This window comes from Leptothrix cholodnii SP-6 (assembly GCF_000019785.1).
In the GTDB taxonomy this organism is placed as follows: Bacteria; Pseudomonadota; Gammaproteobacteria; order Burkholderiales; family Burkholderiaceae_C; genus Sphaerotilus; species Sphaerotilus cholodnii.
On sequence record NC_010524.1, the window covers coordinates 2,042,055 to 2,061,469 of the forward strand.

Below are 19,415 nucleotides of genomic sequence, written 5' to 3' on the forward strand. Positions count from 1 at the left end.
CCACCTGACCCGATACCCACCGAAGCCCCCAAGAGGAGACACCATGGACATCACCCGCATTGCCCAGGCCCGCAGCCTGACCCGCCGCTCACTCGCCCTGGTGCTGGCCGGCGGCCGCGGTTCGCGCCTGAAGGACCTGACCGATCGGCGCGCCAAGCCGGCGGTGCACTTCGGGGGCAAGTTCCGCATCATCGACTTCGCGCTGTCGAACTGCATGAACTCGGGCATCCGCCGCATCGGCGTGATCACGCAGTACAAGTCGCACTCGCTGCTGCGCCACCTGCAGCGCGGCTGGAGCTTCCTGCGCAACGAGATGGGCGAGTTCGTCGACCTGCTGCCCGCGCAGCAGCGTGTCAACGAGGAAAGCTGGTACCAGGGCACCGCCGACGCCATCTACCAGAACCTCGACATCATCCGCAACTCGACGCCGCCCGACTACATCGTCGTGCTGGCCGGCGACCACATCTACAAGATGGACTACTCGATCATGCTGGCCGACCACGCCGCCAGCGGTCGGGGCGTGACGGTGGGCTGCATCGAGGTCTCGCGCGATGAAGCCAAGGCGTTCGGCGTGATGGCGATCGACGACGAGCGCCACGTCACCGCCTTCGTCGAGAAGCCGGCCGATCCGCCGGCCATGCCGGGCCATCCGGACAAGTCGCTCGCCAGCATGGGCATCTACGTCTTCTCGGCCGACTACCTGTATCGCCTGCTCGAAGACGACGCCGCCGATCCGACCTCGGAACACGATTTCGGCAAGAACCTGATCCCGCGTGCGGTGGCCGAGAACCAGGCGCTCGCGCATCCGTTCTCGATGTCGGCGATCCCCAATCCGCTGTTCGAGGGCTCCTACTGGCGCGACGTCGGCACGGTCGACGCCTACTGGGCCGCCAACCTCGACCTGGCTTCGCCCACGCCCGAGCTGAACATGTACGACAAGGAATGGCCGATCTGGACCTACCAGGAACAGCTGCCGCCGGCCAAGTTCGTGCACGACTACGACGGCCGCCGTGGCGAGGCGATCAACTCGCTGGTGTCGGGCGGCTGCATCGTCTCGGGCTCGACGGTGCGCAACTCGGTGCTGTTCTCCAACGTGCTGGTGCGCTCGTACAGCGAGATCAACCAGACGGTGATGCTGCCCGACGTGCAGATCGGCCGCGGCTGCCGGCTCAGCAAGGTGGTGATCGACCGCCGCTGCCACCTGCCCGACGGCCTGGTGATCGGCGAGGACGCCGAGCTCGACGCCAAGCGGTTCTTCCGCACCGAAAACGGCGTGGTGCTGGTGACACGCCGCATGCTCGCCGCGCTGTGATGGCGCACTGAGCGCATCGCCCGCCACCCGCGTCACCCGCCGCCCCGTCCATCAGCCCGCTTCCGACCATGCGCATCCTGCAAGCCTGTGCCGAGATCTTTCCCTTGCTCAAGACCGGCGGGCTTGCCGACGTGGCGGGGGCCCTGCCGCCCGCGCTGCGTGCGCTCGGCGCCGAGGTGCGGGTGGTGGTACCGGGGTTCCCGGCCATCCTGGCCGGGCTGGTCGACGCCATCGAGGTGGCGCGGCTGGAGCCGCCTCCGGCGATGGTCATGGCGCGTGGCGCGCGGCTGCTGTACGGTCGGCTGCCGGCCTGCGATGTCGACGCCTACGTGATCAACTCGCCCGACCACTATCACCGCGACGGCGGCCCCTACAACGATGCCCGCCAGCATCCCTACGACGACAACCACCTGCGCTTCGGGCTGCTGGGCTGGGTGGCGGCCAAGCTGGCCGACGGCCTCGATCCGTACTGGGCACCGCGCGTGGTGCATGCGCACGACTGGCATGCCGCGCTGGCACCGGCGTATCTGCGTGCGCTCGAATGGGCACGTGGCCGGCGCCTGGCAGGCAGCGTCTACACGGTGCACAACCTCGCGTACCAGGGTTTTTTCCCCGCCCATCATTTCGGTGATCTGGGCCTGCCCGCGGCCTACAACCAGGTCCACGGCCTGGAGTTCTACGGCCAGATCAGCTTCATGAAGGGCGGCCTGTACTTCGCCGACCGCATCACCACCGTCAGCCCGACCTACGCCCGCGAGATCCAGGGCGCCGAGCAGGGCTGCGGTCTCGACGGCCTGCTGCGCGACCGCGATGCCGACCTGAGCGGCATCCTCAACGGCGTCGACGATGCGGTCTGGAATCCGGCCGGCGATGCCCTGATCCCCGCCACCTACACCCGCCGCAAGCTCACCGGCAAGGCGCAATGCAAGGCGACGCTGCAGGCGGAACTCGGCCTGGCCGAAGATCCCGCCGTGCCGCTGCTGTGCGTGGTCAGCCGCCTGACCGAGCAGAAAGGCCTGCACCTGGTGCTGCAGGCGCTGCCGGCGCTGATCGAGCGCGGCTTCCAGTTCGCCCTGCTCGGCAGCGGCGACGCCGGCATGGAAAACGAGTTCCGCCGCCTCGCCGAGCAGCATCCGACGGCGGCGGCGGTGCGGCTGGGCTACGACGAGGCCTTCGCCCACCGGCTGATCGCCGGCAGCGACCTGATCCTGGTGCCGTCGCGTTTCGAGCCCTGCGGCCTGACGCAGCTCTACGGCCTCAAGTACGGCACCCTGCCGGTCGTGCGCCGGGTCGGCGGCCTGGTCGACACCGTGGCCGACGCCCGGCTCGAGACGCTCGACCACGACGCCACCGGCTTCGTCTTCGATGACTTCAGTGCCGACGGCCTGATCGGCGCCTGCCTGCGCGCCAAGGCGCTGTTCCGCCGCCGTGCCGACTGGCTGCAGGTGCAGCGCCGCGGCATGCAGCAACCCTTCGGCTGGGAAGACTCGGCGCGGCAGTACCTCAAGCTCTACCAGCAGGTGGCCGCCTGACGCCGACCCCGGCCGCCTGCCCCCCACGACGACAAACACCGCAAAGACCAAGAGCATCCGATGGACCTGACCCAGTTCGAACACCAGTACGACCACCTGGCCCGCGACGTGGCCTCCTTCAAGCGCGCCATCTCGAACAAGCTGGTCTACAGCGTCGGCAAGGATCCCGTCTCGGCGCGTCCTGAAGACTGGCTGCACGCGGTGTCGTACGCGGTGCGCGACCACCTGGTCGAGCGCTGGATGAAGACCACCCGCGCCCAGTACGCGCAGGACGTCAAGCGGGTCTACTACCTGTCGATGGAGTTCCTGATCGGGCGCACCTTCAGCAACGCGCTGCTGGCGCTCGAGCTGATGCCCACCATCCGGCAGGCGCTCGGCGAACTCGACGTCGACGTCGACAAGCTGTTCGACCTCGAACCCGATGCCGCGCTCGGCAATGGCGGCCTGGGCCGGCTGGCGGCGTGTTTTCTGGATTCGATGGCCACCATCGGCGTGCCCGGTTTCGGCTACGGCATCCGCTACGACTACGGCATGTTCCGCCAGACCATCGTCGACGGCCGCCAGGTCGAGGTGCCCGACTACTGGCTCAACCAGGGCAACCCGTGGGAGTTTCCGCGCCCGGAGGTGCATTACCGCGTGCGCTTCGGCGGCTACCTCGAGACCACCGGCCAGGGCGTCGACAGCATCGTGCGCTGGGTCGGCACCGACGACGTGCTGGCGATGGCCTACGACACCATCATCCCCGGCTACGGCACCCAGGCCACCAACACGCTGCGCCTGTGGTCGGCCAAGGCGACCGAGGAGATGAACCTCAAGGCCTTCAACCAGGGCAACTACTTCGGCGCGGTGGAGGGCAAGAACCACTCCGAGAACGTCTCGCGCGTGCTGTACCCCGACGACTCGACGCTGTCGGGGCGCGAGCTGCGGCTGCGCCAGGAGTATTTCTTCGTCTCGGCCAGCCTGCAGGATCTGGTGCACCGCTACCTGCGCACCCACACCGGCTTCGAGGCGCTGCCCGACAAGGTCAGCATCCACCTCAACGACACCCACCCGGTGCTGGCGATTCCCGAGCTGATGCGCATCCTGGTCGACGAGCACCGGGTGCCGTGGGCGCAGGCCTGGGCGTTGAGTCAGAAGGTGTTCTCGTACACCAACCACACGCTGATGCACGAGGCGCTCGAGACCTGGCCGGTCGACCTGTTCGGCCGCGTGCTGCCGCGCCACCTGCGCATCATCTTCGACATCAACGCCGATTTCCTGGCCGCGATCACCAAGAAGAACGGCCACCAGCCCGAGCTGATGCGCAGGGTCTCGCTGATCGACGAAAGCGGCGAGCGGCGCGTGCGCATGGCCTACCTGGCGGTGGTGGCGAGCCACTCGATCAACGGCGTGTCGGCGCTGCATTCCGAGCTGATGAAGGAGTCGATCTTTGCCGACTTCGCCCGGCTCTGGCCCGAACGCTTCAACAACAAGACCAACGGCGTGACGCCGCGGCGCTGGCTGGCGCAGGCCAACCCGGGCCTGGCCGCGCTGATCGACCAGCGCGTGGGCCGCGGCTGGCGGCGTCACCTGGATGACCTCGAAGGCCTGCGCCACTCGCTCGACCTGCCCGGTTTTCTCGGCGCCTTCCGCAAGGTCAAGCGCCAGAACAAGGAGCGCCTGGCGCGCTACGTGCTCAAGCACATGGGCGTGACGCTCAACCCCGACGCGCTGTTCGACGTGCAGGTCAAGCGCATCCACGAATACAAGCGTCAGCTGCTCAACCTGCTGCACGTGGTCTCGCGCTACCGCGCGATCCTGGCCAATCCCGACGCGCAATGGGTGCCGCGGGTGGTGGTGTTCGCCGGCAAGGCGGCCTCGGCCTATCACATGGCCAAGCTGGTCATCAAGCTGATCAACGACGTGGCCCGCACGGTCAACAACGACCCGCGCGTGGGCGACCGGCTCAAGGTGGTGTTCATCCCCAACTACAGCGTCAGCCTGGCCGAGATCATCATCCCGGCGGCCGACCTGTCCGAGCAGATCTCCACCGCCGGCACCGAGGCCTCGGGCACCGGCAACATGAAGTTCGCCCTCAACGGCGCGCTGACGATCGGCACGATGGACGGCGCCAACGTCGAGATCCACCAGCAGGTCGGCGCCGACAACATCTTCATCTTCGGCAACACCACGCCCGAGGTGGCCGAGATCCGTGCCCGCGGCTACCAGCCGCGCGCCCTCTACGAAGGCAACGCCGAACTCAAGGCCACGCTCGACGCGATCCGCGACGGCCTGTTCAGCCCCGACGAACCCGGCCGCTTCCAGCAGATCTACGACGTGCTGGTGAACTGGGGCGACCACTACCTGCTGCTGGCCGACTACGCCAGCTACGTGGCGGCGCAGGCCGATGTCGACATGCTCTACCGCAACCCCGACGCCTGGGCGCGCAAGGCGGTGCTCAACGTGGCGGGCATGGGCGTGTTCTCGTCCGACCGCACGATCGCCGAATACGCCGACCAGATCTGGCACAGCCGCCCGGTGGTGCTGCCGCTGCCGCACACGGTGCAGCTGGCGGTCGAGGCCAGCGCCGCCGTCTCCAGCGGAAGCTGAAGCGGCCGGGGCGGGCGGCCCGCCGCCTGCCTGCCACACCGGCCGTTCAGCTGCGGTGGCGGCTTGCCCGTTCGCTGAGCGCGTTCGGAAAGTAGAGCGCGGTCAGGCTCGGCGTGTGCACCGGCACGTGGCCCTCGCGCTGCGGCTGCTCGCCTTCGAAGCGGCGCCAGTCGCGCAGCCAGTGGATCTGGTCGCAGGTCTCGAGCAGACCCATGGTTTCGCGGTCGCCGATCAGGATGCCCTGCACCCGCAGGCCGAGTTCGGCCTTGGCCTGATCGAGCTGCAGCAGGGTCTGCGGCACGCAGCCGAATTCGCCGTCGCTGACGATCAGCAGATCGGCGCTGCGCCAGCGCGCCTGGCGCACCCGCTCGACGGCATGTTCGATCGGCGTCTGCACGTCGGTGCCGCCGTCGAAACCGGTGCCGATCAGATCGAGCAGCGCCCGCAGGCCGGCGGCGCCGGCGTGCAGCTCGCGGCTGAGCATCTCGCCACGGCCGCCGAAGGCCACCAGCATGCAGCCGCGCCGCTCGCGCTGCGCCGTGCGCAGCGCCTCGATCACCACCGCCTTGGCGATCTTCTCGGGTGCACCCTTCATCGAGCCCGAGGTGTCCAGGCACAGGATGATCGGCCCGCGCGCCAGCGGTGCGGCCACCGGCTGCGACTGCAACTGCGGCCGCGCCTGCGGATCGGGCGCGTGTTCGATCAGCACCGCCTCGCTTTCGTAGGTCAGCAGCCGCGCCTCGGCCAGCCGGGCGCGCCAGAGCTTGCGCAGCACCGGGTGGCGGATCTGCACCGCCTCGGCGCTCAGCATGCGGTCGATGCGGTCGGACTGGCGGATGCCGGTGACCTCGCCGGGCGCGTCGGGCAGGTGGGTTTCGCACTCGCGCATCGGCCGGCGCAGCGATTGCACCTGCGGCGCGGCGGTGTCGGCCGGCGGCGCCGACGGCTGGTGTTCGGTGCGGCCGAGCGCGCGGATCAGCTCGACCAGCGGCTGCAGGTGCGCCAGCAGCGCGCTCAGGCGCTGCGCCTCTTGCCATCCACGCGAGTTGAGCAGGCCTTGCAGTTCGTCCCAGCGCAGCTGCGAGACGTCGCCCAGGTCCTGCAGCAGCGCGAGCTGTTCTTCGAGGCCGGTGGATTCGAGCGCCCATTCCGCGCTGAAACCCTGCGCGGCCGCCGCAATGGCCTCGGTGCGGCCGAGTGCGGGCTGCAGGTCGGCGATGCGGTCGAGATGCCACAGCAGCGTGCGCAGCACCTGCTGCGCCAGCGCCGGCACGCCCTTGCACAGGCCGGGCAGTTCGAGCGTGCCGATCACGGCGCGCATCGGCGCGAGTGCGTCGTCGTCGGCAAAGTGGTGTTCGGGCGAGGGCAGGCGGCCGGCGTCGAGCGCATCGAGCCAGGCGCGCAGATCGGCCAGCCGCTGCGCCGAGTCGCCCACCGAGGTGATCAGCGCCGGCAGCCAGAGTTCACGCGGCAGGGCTTCGAGCCGGTCGTAGGGCGCATCGAGGGTGCGCATCACGCGGCTCCGGGTCAGGCCCGCAGTTCGATCGGTTCGGGTGTCTGCGCCGGCAGTTCGGCGCTCACCGGCAGATCGGCATAGCCGACCGCGGCAGCTTCGAGCCGCTCGCAGAGGTGATCGAGCAGGGCCAGTGTCCGCTCGCGTGCCGAGCGCATTGCGGCGGCCAGCGCGGGTGGCAACCAGAGCCGCCCGGCCAGACGTGCCGTCAGCGCGTCGAGCTGCTGGCGCACGCCGTCGGCCTGCGCGCGGGCGCGCGCCAGCACCTCGTCGACCTGCGCCAGGCGGGCGGCGACGTGCACCGGGCTGTAGTGGCGGCGCAGTTCCTTTTCGAGCGACGCACTGACGATGCGCAGCATGCCCTCGCCGGCGCCACCGCTGCCGCCGCTGATCGCACGCGCCAGCGAGAGCTTGCCGGCGCCCTGGTCGTCGCCGCCCTCGGGGCTGGCGTCCTGCTCCAGTTCGAGCTGTTTCTCGAAGGCCTCGACGGCGCGGGTCAGCCAGGGGGCGTCCTGCGGCGCGGCCTCGGCGACGTCGGACAGGAACCAGGCCTCGATCCCGGCCACCTGCGCGGGCTGCTGCGCCAGCGCGTAGGGCACGAGCCAGAGGTCGAGTTCGTCGACGCTGCTGCGGCCGTCGGTGTGCGCGGCGCTGCGCAGCAGGCCGACCAGCTGGCGCCAGCGGCGGTCGGAGACGGCGATGTCCTGCGCCTTCAGGCGCAGTCGCAGCGCGGCCAGGTGGGCCTGCACCGATTCGGGCAGCGCCACGCCGGCGCGGGCCTCGAGCAGCGCGGCCAGTTCGTCGGGCTGCCACTGTTCGGCCGGGCGAGCCGGAGCGCGGCCTTCGAGCTGCAGCAGCGCGCCGAAGGCCGCGTCGCTGACCGGTGTCACCGGCACGCGCAGCAGGAAGCGGTCGTAGAAGGCCATCAGCGCGTCTTCGCCAGGCACCTCGTTGGTGGCGCCGATCACGCTGATCAGCGGCACGTGCAGGCGCTGGCTGCCGTTGTCGAACTCGCGTTCGTTGAGCAGCGTCAGCAGCGCGTTGAGGATCGCCGAGTTGGCCTTGAAGACCTCGTCGAGGAAGGCGATGCTGGCGGTGGGCAGGTAGGCGTCGGTCAGGCGCTCGAAGCGGTCGTCCTCCAGGGCTTTCAGCGACAGCGGGCCGAACAGTTCCTCGGGCGTCGAGAAGCGCGTCAGCAGGCGCTCGAAATAGCGCCCGCTCGCCAGCACGCCGTGCAGGCGGCGCGCCAGTTCGCTCTTGGCGGTGCCGGGCGGGCCGATCAGCAGCACGTGTTCGCCGGCCAGGGCGGCCAGCAGGACCAGCCGCACGGCCGTCTCGCGTTCGAGCAAACCGGTTTCGAGGGCCTCGATCTGCGCCCGCAGGCGCGCTTGGACGGATGGTGCAGGCATGGCCCGATTGTGCCGGCGTGACCGGCCACGCCGCCTCGGGGCTGCCCCTGCCGCGGCCGGTTTCAGGGCGCGCGGCGCAGCTTCACGTAGGCGATGAAACCGCCGCCCTGGGCGTTGCCGAGTTCGAGCTGGCCGCCCATGCGGGTGACGGTCTTCTCGACGATCGCCAGCCCGAGCCCGGCGCCGGTGCTGCTGGTGTGGGTGCGGGCCTTGTCGCCGCGGTAGAACGGCGTGGTCAGGTGCGCGAGCTGCTCGGGGCTGACGCCCGGCCCCTCGTCGCGCACGCTCACCACCACCCACTGGCCGGCACGTGCGTAGGTGACGGTGACATGCGCCACGCCGTCGTCGGACTGCGCGTAGCGCCGCGCGTTCTCGAACAGGTTGGCGAAGATGCGGTCGAGGTCGGTCTCGTCGCCCAGCACGCGTACGTCGGTGGTGACGCGCGCGGTCACCTTCAGGTGCTCGCTGCTGACGCGGCGGATCACCGTGTCGAGCAGCACCGCCAGCACCACCGGCGCGAGCTTGACCTCGGTCGGGCGGGCGTAGTCCATGAACTTGTCGATGATGGCGTCGAGCTGGTCGATGTCCATCGCCATGTTGCTGCGCGCCTCCTCGTCGGACACGCTCATCTCGGTCTCGAGGCGGATGCGCGCCAGCGGCGTGCGCAGGTCGTGCGAGATGCCGGCCAGCATCACGGCGCGGTCGTCCTCGATCTTGGCCAGCTCGCGCGCCATGCGGTTGAAGCCGCGGTTGACCTCGCGGATCTCCATCGTCGCGGTGTCTTCATCCAGGCGCGAGGTGAACTCGCCCTCGCGGATGCGGCTGGCCGCCGAGCTGAGTTCGCGCAGCGGCAGGTTGATCTTGGCGGCGATGTAGGCCGACACCACCAGCGTGGCCAGGAAGGTCAGGCCCATCACCAGGAAGTAGGTCATGCCGGTGATGGCGGTCTGCACCCGGTTCGGGTCGGCCTGCAGCCAGTACTGGTCGGTCTCGATCAGGAAACCCACCCACAGCCCGCTGCTGCCGTTGACGGTGCTCGCCACCACCGTCTGCGGCCCGAGCCGGCTGCGCAGCTCGGCGCCGATGGTGCGGGTGAAGCGGTCGACTTCGAACGGCTCCCACTTGTCGCCCGGTTCACGCGGCTGCAGCTTGACGGCCTCCTGCTCGGCGATGTTCTTCACCAGCGACACGCGGTTGACCTGGTCGGTGTAGCGCAAGGCCGCGCGCGACAGGTTCACCAAGCTGGCGATCTGCTGCGCGGCCTGCACCGCACGCGGCTCCAGCTCGAAGTAGCGCAGCACGTAGGTCCAGCCCAGGATGCCCACCCCCAGCATGATCGACAACAGCAGGAAGGTGCGCCAGAACAGGCTCAGCAGCACGGTGCGCCGCAGCAGCGCGGTGAAGCCGCGCAGCGGCGTCGATGCCGGCGCGCGCTTGACCGCGCCGGCCTGCAGGGTGGTGGAGGTGGTGGAGACCATGGAGACAGCAGGATCCGCTTTACGCCGCGCCGTCCGGCACGAAGACGTAGCCGACACCCCAGACGGTCTGGATGTAGCGCGGCTGTGACGGATCGGGCTCGATCATCTTGCGCAGCCGCGAGACCTGCACGTCGAGGCTGCGGTCGAAGGGTTCGAACTCGCGGCCACGCGCCAGCTGGGCCAGCTTGTCGCGGCTGAGCGGCTGGCGCGGGTGGCGCACCAGGGCCTTGAGCATCGAGAACTCGCCGGTGGTCAGCGAGATCACCTCGCCGTCGCGGGTCAGGCGGCGCAGCGCGAGGTCGAACTCGAACGGCCCGAAGGTGACGCTCTGAGCCTCGCGCGACGGCGCGCCGGGCGCTTCCATCACCGGCCGGCGGCGCAGCACGGCGTTGATGCGCGCCAGCAGTTCGCGCGGGTTGAAGGGCTTGGGCAGGTAGTCGTCGGCGCCGACTTCCAGGCCGACGATGCGGTCGACGTCGTCGACCTTGGCCGTCAGCATGATGATCGGCGTGATGTCGTTGGCCGCGCGCAGGCGCCGGCAGATCGACAGGCCGTCCTCGCCGGGCAGCATCAGGTCGAGCACGATCAGGTCGACCGTCTCTCGCGTCAGAATGCGGTTGAGCGCCTTGGAGTCCTCGGCCAGCAGCACCTCGAAGCCTTCCTGCGTCAGATAGCGGCGCAGCAGATCGCGGATGCGGGCGTCGTCGTCAACCACCACGATGCGGTCGGTGCGCTGGGGGTTCTGGTTTGTCATCGGTGGCTTCCCAATTTGTAACAGACACGATTGTGCGCACGGCCGAAGCCGTTTTTCGCCCGTTCTGACCGGCTGTTACATTTCTTGCGCGCGGTGTCTCAGTTTGATTTCAAGCTCATCCCTTGTACAAAAAGGTACCCATGAACTCTCGAATCGATGACCGCCAAGCCCGTTCTGCCGGCACGGATTCAAGCCTGCGAAGCGTCCGTCTCGTCGGACGAAAGGCGGGCCTCTGCGCACTGGTGTCGGCGCTGATGCTCGGCGCCGTCATGCCGGTCGCCCATGCGGGCGAGCTGCCTGAAAACCGGGTCAGCTTTGCCGCCACGGCCACGGTGGAGGTGCCGCTCGACACCCTGTCGGTGACGCTGCAGGCGCAGCGCGAAGGGGCCGACGCGGCCACCGTGCAGGTCCAGTTGAAGCAGGTGCTCGACCAGGCGCTCGCCGAGGCCCGGCGCCAGGCCGCGCCGGATGCGATGGAGGTCAGCACCGGCAGTTTCAACCTCAGCCCGCGCTATGGCCGCGACGGCAAGCCGAGCGGCTGGTCAGGCTCGGCCGAACTGCTGCTCAAGGGCCGCGACGTGGCACGGGTGGCCGCCACGGCGGGCAAGCTCGGCGGCATGGCGATCGTCGCCACCGGCTACAGCCTGTCGCGCCAGCTGCGCGAGAAAGAGGAGTCGGCGCTGGCGGCCCAGGCGATCCAGAAGTTCCGCTCGCGCGCCGGCGAGGTCGCCAGGCTGTTCGGCTTCAACGGCTACGCGCTGGGCGAAGTCAACGTGCAGACGATCGACACCGACGGCGGTGGCCGACCGCCGATGCTCGCCATGCGGTCGATGGCCAAGTCGATGGAAGACAGCGCGCCGCTGCCCACCGAGGGTGGCAAGGGCAGCATGAGCGTGACGGTGCAGGGCTCGATCACGCTGACGCGCTGACGTCGCAGGCGCGGTAAGTGTTTACTGCGCCGTCCAGCCGCCGTCGACGTTCCAGGCCACGCCGCGCACGTTGTTGCCGGCGGGCGAGCACAGGAAGACGGCGAGTTCGCCGAGTTCCTCGGGCGTGGTGAACTGCATCGACGGCTGCTTCTCGCCGAGCAGGCGACGGGTGGCTTCGGCGATGTCGACACCGTCGTGCGCGGCGCGCGCATCGACCTGCTTCTGCACCAGCGGCGTCAGCACCCAGCCCGGGCAGATGGCGTTGCAGGTGACGCCGGTGGTGGCGTTCTCGAGTGCCGTGACCTTGGTGAAGCCGATCACGCCGTGCTTGGCCGCCACGTAGGCCGACTTCTGCGCCGAGCCCACCAGGCCGTGCACCGACGCGATGTTGATGATGCGGCCCCAGTTGCGCGCCTGCATGCCGGGCAGGGCGAGGCGGGTGGTGTGGAAGTTCGAGCTGAGGTTGATCGCGATCACCGCGTCCCAGCGCTCGACCGGGAAGTCCTGCACCGGCGCGACGTGCTGGATGCCGGCGTTGTTGACGAGGATGTCGACGCCGCCGAACTCGGCCTGCGCGTAGGCCATCATGGCCTCGATCTCGGCCGGCTTGCTCATGTCGGCGCCGTGGTAACCCACCTTGACGCCGAGTGCGGCCACCTCGGCCTGCGGGCCGCTGGCGTCACCGAAGCCGTTGAGGATCACGTTGGCGCCTTGACGTGCGAGGCTGAGTGCCACGCCCAGTCCGATGCCGCTGGTGGAACCGGTGACCAGAGCGGTCTTGCCCTTGAGCATGTGAGCTTCCTTGTTCAGTTGGGTACGATGGCATTATCGAATGCACTTGTTGCCTTTCAGCTGACAGCCCTCCATGCACGAACCGCGCCTTCACCACGTCTCCTGCCTCGACTCCCAGGGCCTGCACCGCATGGCGTATTGGGAGTGGGGCGACTCCGACAACCCGCAGGTGGTGGTGTGCGTGCATGGCCTGTCGCGCCAGGGGCGTGACTTCGACACCCTGGCGCGCGCGCTCGCGCCGCAATGGCGGGTGATCTGTCCGGACGTGGTCGGCCGCGGCCAGTCCGACTGGCTGCCCGATCCGATGGGCTACCAGGTGCCGGCCTACGTGGCCGACATGGTGACGCTGATCGCGCGCCTGAACGTGCCCAAGGTGGCGTGGGTCGGCACCTCGATGGGCGGGCTGATCGGCCTGGGTCTCGCCGGCCTGCGCAACAGCCCGGTCTCGCGCCTGGTGCTCAACGACGTCGGGCCGGTGATCGAATACGCCTCGCTGCAGCGCATCGGCACCTACCTCGGTGCGCCGGTGCGGTTTGCCGACGAGGTCAAGGCGGCGGCGTTCCTGCGCAGCATCTCGGCGAGTTTCGGCCCGCACAGCGACGAGCAGTGGCTGGCGCTCAGCCGTCCGCAACTCAAGCGCGCACCCGAAGGCGACCTGATCCCGCACTACGACCCGGCCATCGCGCTGCCGTTCCGCGCCGTCACGCCCGAGCTGGCACTGGCCGGCCAGGCCTTGCTGTGGAACAGCTATGACCGCGTTCAGGTGCCGACCCTGCTGCTGCGCGGGGCCGAATCCGATCTGCTGTCGCGCGAGACCGCCGTGGCGATGACCCGGCGCGGTCCGCATGCGCGGCTGGTCGAGTTCGACGGCGTGGGCCATGCGCCGACGCTGGTCGCGCCCGATCAGGTCGAATGCGTGCGCGGCTTCCTGGCCGAAGGGCTGGTGACGGCGCCCGAAGCAGCGGTTCCCGCCTGAGGTGCCGCGATGAAGACGACGCGCCTCGACGTCGGGGCCGAGTCGGCTTCGCCGATCCTGCAACTGGCCGATGCGGTCGGCACGGCCGGCCAGCCCGACGCCGGCCAGGAAACCGAGCGGCTCGAGCGGGCCCGTGCCTTTGCCGTGCCCTTGCTGAGCGGGCACCGGTTCGACACCGGTGAAGACGCGCTCGAACACGCGGACGGCGTGGCGCAGATCCTCAAGAGCGTGGGTGCCGCGCCGTCGATGCAGGCGGCGGTCTACCTGGTCTACGCCGGCGATTTCCTGACCGACCCCGAGACGGTGGTCAGCCAGGCTTTCGGCCCGTCGTACGCGAGCCTGGTGACGCACACGCGCAAGCTGGTGAAGCTGCAGCGCAGCGCGCGCGATGCCTTGCTCGAGGAAACCGACCAGGAGGTGCTGGCCGAGCAGCTCGAGCGCGTGCGCAAGATGCTGCTGGCGTTTTCACACGACCTGCGGGTGGTGCTGCTGCGGTTGGCGTCGCGGCTGCAGACGCTGCGCTTCCACGCGGCCAGCCGCACGCCGTGCCCGCGGGCCTTGGCGCGCGAGAGCCAGCAGGTGTTCGCGCCACTGGCCAACCGGCTCGGCATCTGGCAGATCAAATGGGAGCTGGAGGACCTGGCGTTCAGGTTCCTGCAGCCCGAGCAGTACAAGCGGATCGCCCGCCTGCTCGATGAAAAACGCGTCGAGCGCGAGACCGGCATCGAGCGTGCCCGCGAACACCTGGCACAAGCCCTGGCGCAGGCGGGTGTGCAGGCGCAGGTACAGGGCCGGCCCAAGCACATCTACAGCATCTGGAAAAAGATGCAGGGCAAGAGCCTCGATTTCTCGCGGGTCTTCGATGTGAGCGCGCTGCGGGTGATCGTCGCCGATGTGCGCGACTGCTATGCCGCGCTCAGCCGCGTGCACGAGCTCTGGCATGCGCTGCCCGACGAGTTCGACGACTACATCGCCCGGCCCAAGGCCAACGGCTACCAGTCGCTGCATACGGTGGTGCTCGACGACGAGCAGCGCCCGTTCGAGATCCAGATCCGCACCCGCGAGATGCACGAACACGCCGAGAGCGGCGTGGCCGCGCACTGGGCCTACAAGGAGGCCGGCAGCAAGGGTTACGCCGGTGTCAGCGCAGCGGGCGACTTCGAGGATCGCGTGGCCCTGGCGCGCCGTGCGGTGCTGCATCAGCTGCTGGCCTGGGAGCGCGATTTCGCCGGCCAGAGCGCGGCCCAGGCCGCCGGGCTGGGCGGGCAGGGCGCAGGCGCCGGGTTCTTCGAGGACCGCATCTACGTGCTCACGCCGCAGGGCAGCGTGATCGAGTTGCCGGCCGGGGCCACGGCGATCGACTTCGCCTACCAGCTGCACACCGACCTCGGCCACCGCTGCCGGGGCGCGCGTGTCGACGGGGCGCTGGTGCCGCTGATCACGCCGCTCAAGAGCGGACAGACGGTGGAGATCGTCGCCGCCAAGGAGGGCGGGCCGTCGCTCGACTGGCTCAACCCGCAGCTCGGTTATCTGCAGAGCCACCGCGCGCGGGCCAAGGCGCGCGCCTGGTTCAATGCCCGTGCCTTGCAGGACACCGTCGCACGCGGGCGCGAGGCGGTCGACAAGCTGCTGCAGCGCGAAGGCCGCACGGCCATCAAGCTCGACGAGCTGGCCACGCAGCTGGGTTTCCGTCATGCCGAGGCGCTGTTCGAGGTGGTCGGCAAGGACGAGTATTCGTTGCGCAACATCGAGCTGCAGCTGCGCCCGCCCGAGCCGGTGGTCGAAGACGACACGCCGGTGTTCAAGCGGTCACGCAGCCATGCCGGCGGCGGCAATGGCGTGCTGGTGGTCGGTGTCGGATCGCTGCTCACGCAACTGGCGCATTGCTGCCGGCCGGCGCCGCCCGACGTGATCGGTGGGTTCGTCACCCGCAGCAAGGGCGTGGCGGTTCACCGCAAGGACTGCCTGAACTTTCGCGAGATGGTGGCGCGCCACCCCGAGCGTGCGATCCCTGTCACCTGGGGCAGCCAGGGCGCTTCTGACGGACGCAATGCGGTCTACCCGGTCAACGTCTCGGTGACGGCCGTCGACCGGCAAGGCCTGCTGCGCGACATCTCGGAGGTGTTCGCCAAGGAGAAGATGAACGTCACCGGCGTGCACACCCGCTCGGTCAAGGGCACGGCCTGGATGACCTTCACAGTCGAGGTGGCCGACTCGGCGCTGCTGGCTCACGTGCTGAGCCTGGTCGCATCGGTGAACGGCGTGCGGAGCGCACAGCGCCGTTGAAGCAAAATTGTTTGCCGAAGTTGTTGACGGTTTTGAAAACGATGCTATAGTCTAAGTCTTCGTTAGGCGCGTAGCTCAGCTGGTTAGAGCACCACCTTGACATGGTGGGGGTCGTTGGTTCGAGTCCAATCGCGCCTACCAGAAATGGTAGGCATCAAGCCCGGCAGATCTCAGATCTGTCGGGCTTTTTCGCATCCGCAGCGTCGCTGACAAACCCCAGTGCCTGCTGCTGCAGGCACTGCCTAGAATCATTGTGCAGTTGCACCCAGGAGAGTCTTGCATGCCAGCCAATCGCCGCACCGCCGAGCCCAGCGAGGGCCCCACTGACGGACTGCGCGTGCTCAAGAAATACCCGAACCGCCGGCTTTACGACACCCGGACCAGCAGCTACATCACGCTGGCCGATGTCAAGCAGATGGTGCTCGACTCCGAGAACTTCGAGATTCGTGACGCCAAGTCGGGCGACGAACTCACGCGCAGCATCCTGCTGCAGATCATTCTCGAGGAAGAGTCGGCCGGCGTGCCGATGTTCTCGACCGAGATGCTGGGCCAGATCATCCGCTTCTACGGCCACACGATGCAGGGCCTGATGGGCGCCTACCTCGAGAAGAACCTGCAGGCGTTCATCGACATGCAGAAGCGCTTCGCCGAGCAGACCGGCGGGCTCTATGAGGGCAAGGCGTTCAATGCCGATGCCTGGTCGCAGTTCATGTCGATGCAGGCGCCGGTGATGCAGGGCTTCATGGGCAGCTACCTCGAACAGTCCAAGAGCGTGTTCGCGAAGATGCAGGAGCAGATGCAGAAGCAGGCCGAGAGCTTCTTCCCCGGCATGTCGGGGCTCACGCCGCCACCGAGCAGCAAGGGTTGAAGAGTCGCCTGATTGCCTGGTGACGGCCGCACTTCGCGGTGCGATCAGGGCCGCGTTCAGCCCCGCCCGAGCCAGCCCGTCATCACCTGCCAGACGTTTTCGAGCATGCGCGGATGCGCTTGGGCGGTGGGGTGGATGCGGTCCGGCTGGAACCACTTCTGGGCGTCGGACGCGTCGGCAATGCCGGCGAGCAGGAACGGCACCAGCGCGGCACGTTCGCGCTGGGCCACCTTGCCGAACAGTCCGGCGAAATCGCGGCTGTAGGCCTGCCCGTAGTTGGGCGGCACCTGCATGCCCACGAGCATGACTGCTGCGCCAGCAGCGCGGGCCGCCTGCGCCATCGCCAGCAGGTTGGCTTCGGTCATGGCCAGCGGCAGGCCGCGCAGGGCGTCGTTGCCGCCGAGCTCGATCACCACGTGACTGGGCTTGTGCTGGACGAGCAGCGCCGGCAGGCGCGAGCGGCCACCCGAGGTGGTGTCGCCACTGATGCTGGCGTTGATCACGGTGTAGGCCGGCTTGTGCGCCGCCAGTCGGGCCTCGAGCAACGCGACCCAGCCGCTGCCGCGGGGCAGGCCGTATTCGGCCGACAGGCTGTCGCCGACCACCAGGATCTTGCGTTGCTGCGCTGCCGCCGCGAGTGCCGTGCCTGAAGACGCCAGTGCGGCGATCGCCCCTGCGCCGGCGGCGCGCAGCCCGATCAAGATACATTCGCGGCGCGAACAACAAGTCGAACGGGAAACTGGCGTGGGTACAGTCGTGGACAAGACAGGGTCGATCATCGAGGTCAAGGGCGTCACCAAGCAGGTGCATGACGCAAGCGGTGTTCTGACGATTCTGCATGAGATCTCCTTTCGCCTGGCGGCCCGGGAATCGGTCGCGATCGTGGGCGCCTCGGGCTCCGGCAAGAGCACACTGCTGTCGATCCTGGCGGGGCTGGACGTGCCCAGCGCGGGCCAGGTTCGGCTGGCGGGCATCGACCTGTTTTCGCTCGATGAAGACGCCCGCGCCGCCGTGCGCGGCGAGCACGTCGGCTTCGTGTTCCAGAGCTTTCAGCTGATGGGTCACCTCACGGCGCTCGAGAACGTCATGCTGCCGCTCGAGTTGCGCGGCGAGCGCGATGCCCGGCGCATGGCCACCGAGATGCTGCAGCGGGTCGGGCTGGGTGCGCGGCTCGGACACTTTCCGAAATTGCTGTCGGGCGGTGAACAGCAGCGTGTCGCGCTGGCGCGGGCCTTCGTGGTGCGGCCGGCCCTGCTGCTGGCCGACGAGCCCACCGGCAGCCTCGACCACGCCACCGGCGAGGCGGTGATGCAGCTGATGCTCGAACTCAACCGCGAGGTCGGCACCACGCTGGTCCTGGTGACGCACGACGTCGGCATCGCGGCACGTTGCGATCGGCAGATCCGCCTGGTCGCGGGGCGCATGCAGGTCGAGGCCGAGGCCTGACCAGCCGCTAACATCGCCCGATGTCTGCAAACAGCCTGCTTTTTGGATTCCACGCCGTCACGGTGCGCGTCAAGACCGCGCCCGCCTCGGTGCTCGAGGTGCATGTCGATCCGGCCCGGCGCGACGCGCGCATGCGCCAGTTCGTCGCGCGGGTCGAGGCCGCCGGCATCAGGCTGATCGAGACCGACGACAAGCGCCTCGGCCAGATGGCCGGCAACACGCGCCACCAGGGCGTGGTCGCGCGGGTCAACGTGCTGGCGCCGATCCACTCGCTCGACGATCTGCTCGATGCCGTCGAGGGTCCGCCGCTGGTCCTGGTGCTCGACGGCGTGACCGATCCGCACAACCTCGGCGCCTGCCTGCGCGTGGCCGACGGGGCTGGCGCCCACGCGGTGATCGCGCCCAAGGACCACGCCGTCGGTGTCAACGCCACGGTCGCCAAGGTCGCCAGCGGAGCCGCCGAGACGGTGCCGTACTTCATGGTGACGAACCTGGCGCGCACGCTCAACGAACTGAAGGAACGCGACATCCGCGTCATCGGCACCAGCGAGGACGCCACCCAGTCGATCTACGACATCGACCTGAGCGGCCCGGTCGCGATCGTGCTCGGTGCCGAAGGCCCCGGCATGCGCCAGCTCACGCGCAAGACCTGCGACGAGCTCGTGCACATCCCGATGCGCGGCGCGGTCGAGAGCCTGAACGTGTCGGTCGCGTCGGCGGTGTGCCTCTACGAAGCCCTGCGGCAGCGCCAATGAGCCTGCCGCAGAGCCGGCATCCGTTGCGGGACCTGCGCGTCCGCCTGCGTCACGCCGGGCGCATCTGCGTGTTCAGCGGCGCGGGCATGTCGGCCGAGAGCGGCATCCCGACCTTTCGTGATGCGCAGACCGGCCTGTGGGCCCGGTTCGACCCGATGCAGCTCGCCAGCGCCGAAGGCTTTCGTGCCGATCCGGCGCAGGTCTGGGACTGGTATGCGATGCGTCGCGAGGGCGTGCGCCAGGCGCAGCCCAACGCCGGGCATGTTGCGCTGGCGGCGTATGCGCGCCGGCATCCGGGGCGCCTGCGCATCGTCACGCAGAACGTCGACGACCTGCACCAGCGTGCCGGCTGTGCCGAGGTGATCCGCCTGCACGGCGACATCCTGGCCGATCGGTGGCTCGATCCCTGTGCGCATGCGGGCGCTGCCGACGCGCCGGTGTGCGAGGTCGATCCGGCCGCACCCGATGCCCGGCCGCCGCGCTGCCGGCATTGCGGCAACCTGCTGCGCCCGGCGGTGGTGTGGTTCGGTGAAAACCTGCCGTACGACGCACTGACGGCGGCCGAGGCTGCGGTCTCCGAGGCCGACGTGCTGCTGGTGGTGGGCACGTCGGGTTCGGTCTGGCCGGCGGCGGGGCTGGTGGCGCGCGCACGCCATGCCGGCGCGCACGTGGTGATCATCAATCCGCAAGCCACCGAGATCGACGAGGAGGCGCACCTGGTCCTGAGCGCTACGGCGGCCCGGATGCTGCCGCGATTGTTCGACCCCCTGTAGCCG

At 69.1% G+C, this 19,415-nt stretch carries 16 protein-coding genes and 1 tRNA gene; 11 read left to right on the forward strand and 6 right to left on the reverse strand.

Features of this window, described 5'->3' with window-relative positions; translation table 11 throughout:
• The first annotated feature begins 43 nt into the window (after positions 1-43).
• The 3 genes from glgC (at position 44) to LCHO_RS09460 (ending at position 5,433) form a co-directional block, all read left to right on the forward strand.
• A complete protein-coding gene (gene glgC / locus LCHO_RS09450; protein ID WP_012346917.1) occupies positions 44-1,312 on the forward strand; it encodes a glucose-1-phosphate adenylyltransferase in 1,269 nt (422 codons plus the stop codon).
• 68 nt (positions 1,313-1,380) lie between these two features.
• Positions 1,381-2,844, forward strand: a complete 1,464-nt coding sequence (glgA, locus tag LCHO_RS09455) for a glycogen synthase GlgA (protein WP_012346918.1) — start codon at positions 1,381-1,383, stop codon at positions 2,842-2,844.
• Positions 2,845-2,904: 60 nt separating this feature from the next.
• Positions 2,905-5,433, forward strand: a complete 2,529-nt coding sequence (locus LCHO_RS09460; RefSeq protein ID WP_012346919.1) for a glycogen/starch/alpha-glucan phosphorylase — start codon at positions 2,905-2,907, stop codon at positions 5,431-5,433.
• 46 nt (positions 5,434-5,479) lie between these two features.
• Here the strand turns inward: LCHO_RS09460 and LCHO_RS09465 are convergent, their stop codons facing one another.
• The 4 genes from LCHO_RS09465 to ompR all read right to left on the reverse strand — a co-directional run bounded on the left by LCHO_RS09465 (position 5,480) and on the right by ompR (position 10,587).
• The gene (locus LCHO_RS09465; protein WP_012346920.1) at positions 5,480-6,946 is read right to left on the reverse strand and encodes a VWA domain-containing protein; all 1,467 of its coding nucleotides are present in this window, start codon (positions 6,944-6,946) and stop codon (positions 5,480-5,482) included.
• 14 nt (positions 6,947-6,960) lie between these two features.
• A complete protein-coding gene (locus tag LCHO_RS09470) occupies positions 6,961-8,355 on the reverse strand; it encodes an AAA family ATPase (protein WP_012346921.1) in 1,395 nt (464 codons plus the stop codon).
• Positions 8,356-8,417: 62 nt separating this feature from the next.
• On the reverse strand, positions 8,418-9,833 hold the full coding sequence (locus tag LCHO_RS09475) for a sensor histidine kinase (protein ID WP_012346922.1): 1,416 nt from the start codon (positions 9,831-9,833) through the stop codon (positions 8,418-8,420).
• A gap of 19 nt (positions 9,834-9,852) precedes the next feature.
• Positions 9,853-10,587, reverse strand: coding sequence for an osmolarity response regulator transcription factor OmpR (gene ompR / locus LCHO_RS09480; protein ID WP_012346923.1), 735 nt, complete (start codon positions 10,585-10,587; stop codon positions 9,853-9,855).
• Positions 10,588-10,841: 254 nt separating this feature from the next.
• On the opposite strand from ompR, the gene LCHO_RS09485 reads away from it, so the two are divergent.
• The gene (locus tag LCHO_RS09485) at positions 10,842-11,516 is read left to right on the forward strand and encodes an SIMPL domain-containing protein (RefSeq protein ID WP_012346924.1); all 675 of its coding nucleotides are present in this window, start codon (positions 10,842-10,844) and stop codon (positions 11,514-11,516) included.
• Positions 11,517-11,537: 21 nt separating this feature from the next.
• On the opposite strand, the gene LCHO_RS09490 is transcribed toward LCHO_RS09485, so the two are convergent.
• A complete protein-coding gene (locus LCHO_RS09490) occupies positions 11,538-12,308 on the reverse strand; it encodes a 3-hydroxybutyrate dehydrogenase (protein WP_012346925.1) in 771 nt (256 codons plus the stop codon).
• Between the two features lie 73 nt (positions 12,309-12,381).
• Here LCHO_RS09490 and LCHO_RS09495 point away from each other — a divergent pair, with 73 nt between their 5' ends.
• The 4 genes from LCHO_RS09495 (at position 12,382) to phaR (ending at position 16,438) form a co-directional block, all read left to right on the forward strand.
• A complete protein-coding gene (locus tag LCHO_RS09495; RefSeq protein WP_012346926.1) occupies positions 12,382-13,284 on the forward strand; it encodes an alpha/beta fold hydrolase in 903 nt (300 codons plus the stop codon).
• Positions 13,285-13,293: 9 nt separating this feature from the next.
• Positions 13,294-15,570, forward strand: a complete 2,277-nt coding sequence (locus LCHO_RS09500; RefSeq protein ID WP_012346927.1) for a RelA/SpoT family protein — start codon at positions 13,294-13,296, stop codon at positions 15,568-15,570.
• Positions 15,571-15,634: 64 nt separating this feature from the next.
• Positions 15,635-15,711, forward strand: a tRNA-Val gene (locus LCHO_RS09505).
• A 139-nt stretch (positions 15,712-15,850) separates the two neighbouring features.
• The gene (gene phaR, locus LCHO_RS09510) at positions 15,851-16,438 is read left to right on the forward strand and encodes a polyhydroxyalkanoate synthesis repressor PhaR (protein ID WP_012346928.1); all 588 of its coding nucleotides are present in this window, start codon (positions 15,851-15,853) and stop codon (positions 16,436-16,438) included.
• 56 nt (positions 16,439-16,494) lie between these two features.
• Here phaR and LCHO_RS09515 read toward each other — a convergent pair whose 3' ends face one another.
• A complete protein-coding gene (locus LCHO_RS09515; protein ID WP_012346929.1) occupies positions 16,495-17,139 on the reverse strand; it encodes an arylesterase in 645 nt (214 codons plus the stop codon).
• A 55-nt stretch (positions 17,140-17,194) separates the two neighbouring features.
• Here LCHO_RS09515 and LCHO_RS09520 point away from each other — a divergent pair, with 55 nt between their 5' ends.
• Genes LCHO_RS09520 through LCHO_RS09530 form a run of 3 tightly spaced genes read left to right on the forward strand, consistent with a single transcriptional unit; the run spans position 17,195 to position 19,412 of the window.
• Complete coding sequence (locus LCHO_RS09520; protein ID WP_043704090.1) at positions 17,195-17,884, forward strand: ABC transporter ATP-binding protein; 690 nt, start codon at positions 17,195-17,197, stop codon at positions 17,882-17,884.
• Positions 17,885-17,904: 20 nt separating this feature from the next.
• The gene (rlmB, locus tag LCHO_RS09525) at positions 17,905-18,639 is read left to right on the forward strand and encodes a 23S rRNA (guanosine(2251)-2'-O)-methyltransferase RlmB (RefSeq protein ID WP_012346931.1); all 735 of its coding nucleotides are present in this window, start codon (positions 17,905-17,907) and stop codon (positions 18,637-18,639) included.
• On the forward strand, positions 18,636-19,412 hold the full coding sequence (locus LCHO_RS09530) for an SIR2 family NAD-dependent protein deacylase (RefSeq protein ID WP_012346932.1): 777 nt from the start codon (positions 18,636-18,638) through the stop codon (positions 19,410-19,412). Before rlmB ends, LCHO_RS09530 begins: the two co-directional genes overlap by 4 nt.
• Positions 19,413-19,415: the final 3 nt, after the last annotated feature.

What these genes read in the sequence shown, in the direction of transcription:
- LCHO_RS09465 (WP_012346920.1), bottom strand. Translation starts at nt 6,946, where the DNA reads ATGCGCACCCTCGATGCGCCCTACGACCGGCTCGAAGCCCTGCCGCGT.
- glgC (WP_012346917.1), top strand. Translation starts at nt 44, where the DNA reads ATGGACATCACCCGCATTGCCCAGGCCCGCAGCCTGACCCGCCGCTCA.
- LCHO_RS09470 (WP_012346921.1), bottom strand. Translation starts at nt 8,355, where the DNA reads ATGCCTGCACCATCCGTCCAAGCGCGCCTGCGGGCGCAGATCGAGGCC.
- LCHO_RS09530 (WP_012346932.1), top strand. Translation starts at nt 18,636, where the DNA reads ATGAGCCTGCCGCAGAGCCGGCATCCGTTGCGGGACCTGCGCGTCCGC.
- glgA (WP_012346918.1), top strand. Translation starts at nt 1,381, where the DNA reads ATGCGCATCCTGCAAGCCTGTGCCGAGATCTTTCCCTTGCTCAAGACC.
- ompR (WP_012346923.1), bottom strand. Translation starts at nt 10,587, where the DNA reads ATGACAAACCAGAACCCCCAGCGCACCGACCGCATCGTGGTGGTTGAC.
- phaR (WP_012346928.1), top strand. Translation starts at nt 15,851, where the DNA reads ATGCCAGCCAATCGCCGCACCGCCGAGCCCAGCGAGGGCCCCACTGAC.
- LCHO_RS09475 (WP_012346922.1), bottom strand. Translation starts at nt 9,833, where the DNA reads ATGGTCTCCACCACCTCCACCACCCTGCAGGCCGGCGCGGTCAAGCGC.
- LCHO_RS09460 (WP_012346919.1), top strand. Translation starts at nt 2,905, where the DNA reads ATGGACCTGACCCAGTTCGAACACCAGTACGACCACCTGGCCCGCGAC.
- LCHO_RS09495 (WP_012346926.1), top strand. Translation starts at nt 12,382, where the DNA reads ATGCACGAACCGCGCCTTCACCACGTCTCCTGCCTCGACTCCCAGGGC.
- LCHO_RS09500 (WP_012346927.1), top strand. Translation starts at nt 13,294, where the DNA reads ATGAAGACGACGCGCCTCGACGTCGGGGCCGAGTCGGCTTCGCCGATC.
- LCHO_RS09485 (WP_012346924.1), top strand. Translation starts at nt 10,842, where the DNA reads ATGCTCGGCGCCGTCATGCCGGTCGCCCATGCGGGCGAGCTGCCTGAA.
- LCHO_RS09490 (WP_012346925.1), bottom strand. Translation starts at nt 12,308, where the DNA reads ATGCTCAAGGGCAAGACCGCTCTGGTCACCGGTTCCACCAGCGGCATC.
- rlmB (WP_012346931.1), top strand. Translation starts at nt 17,905, where the DNA reads ATGTCTGCAAACAGCCTGCTTTTTGGATTCCACGCCGTCACGGTGCGC.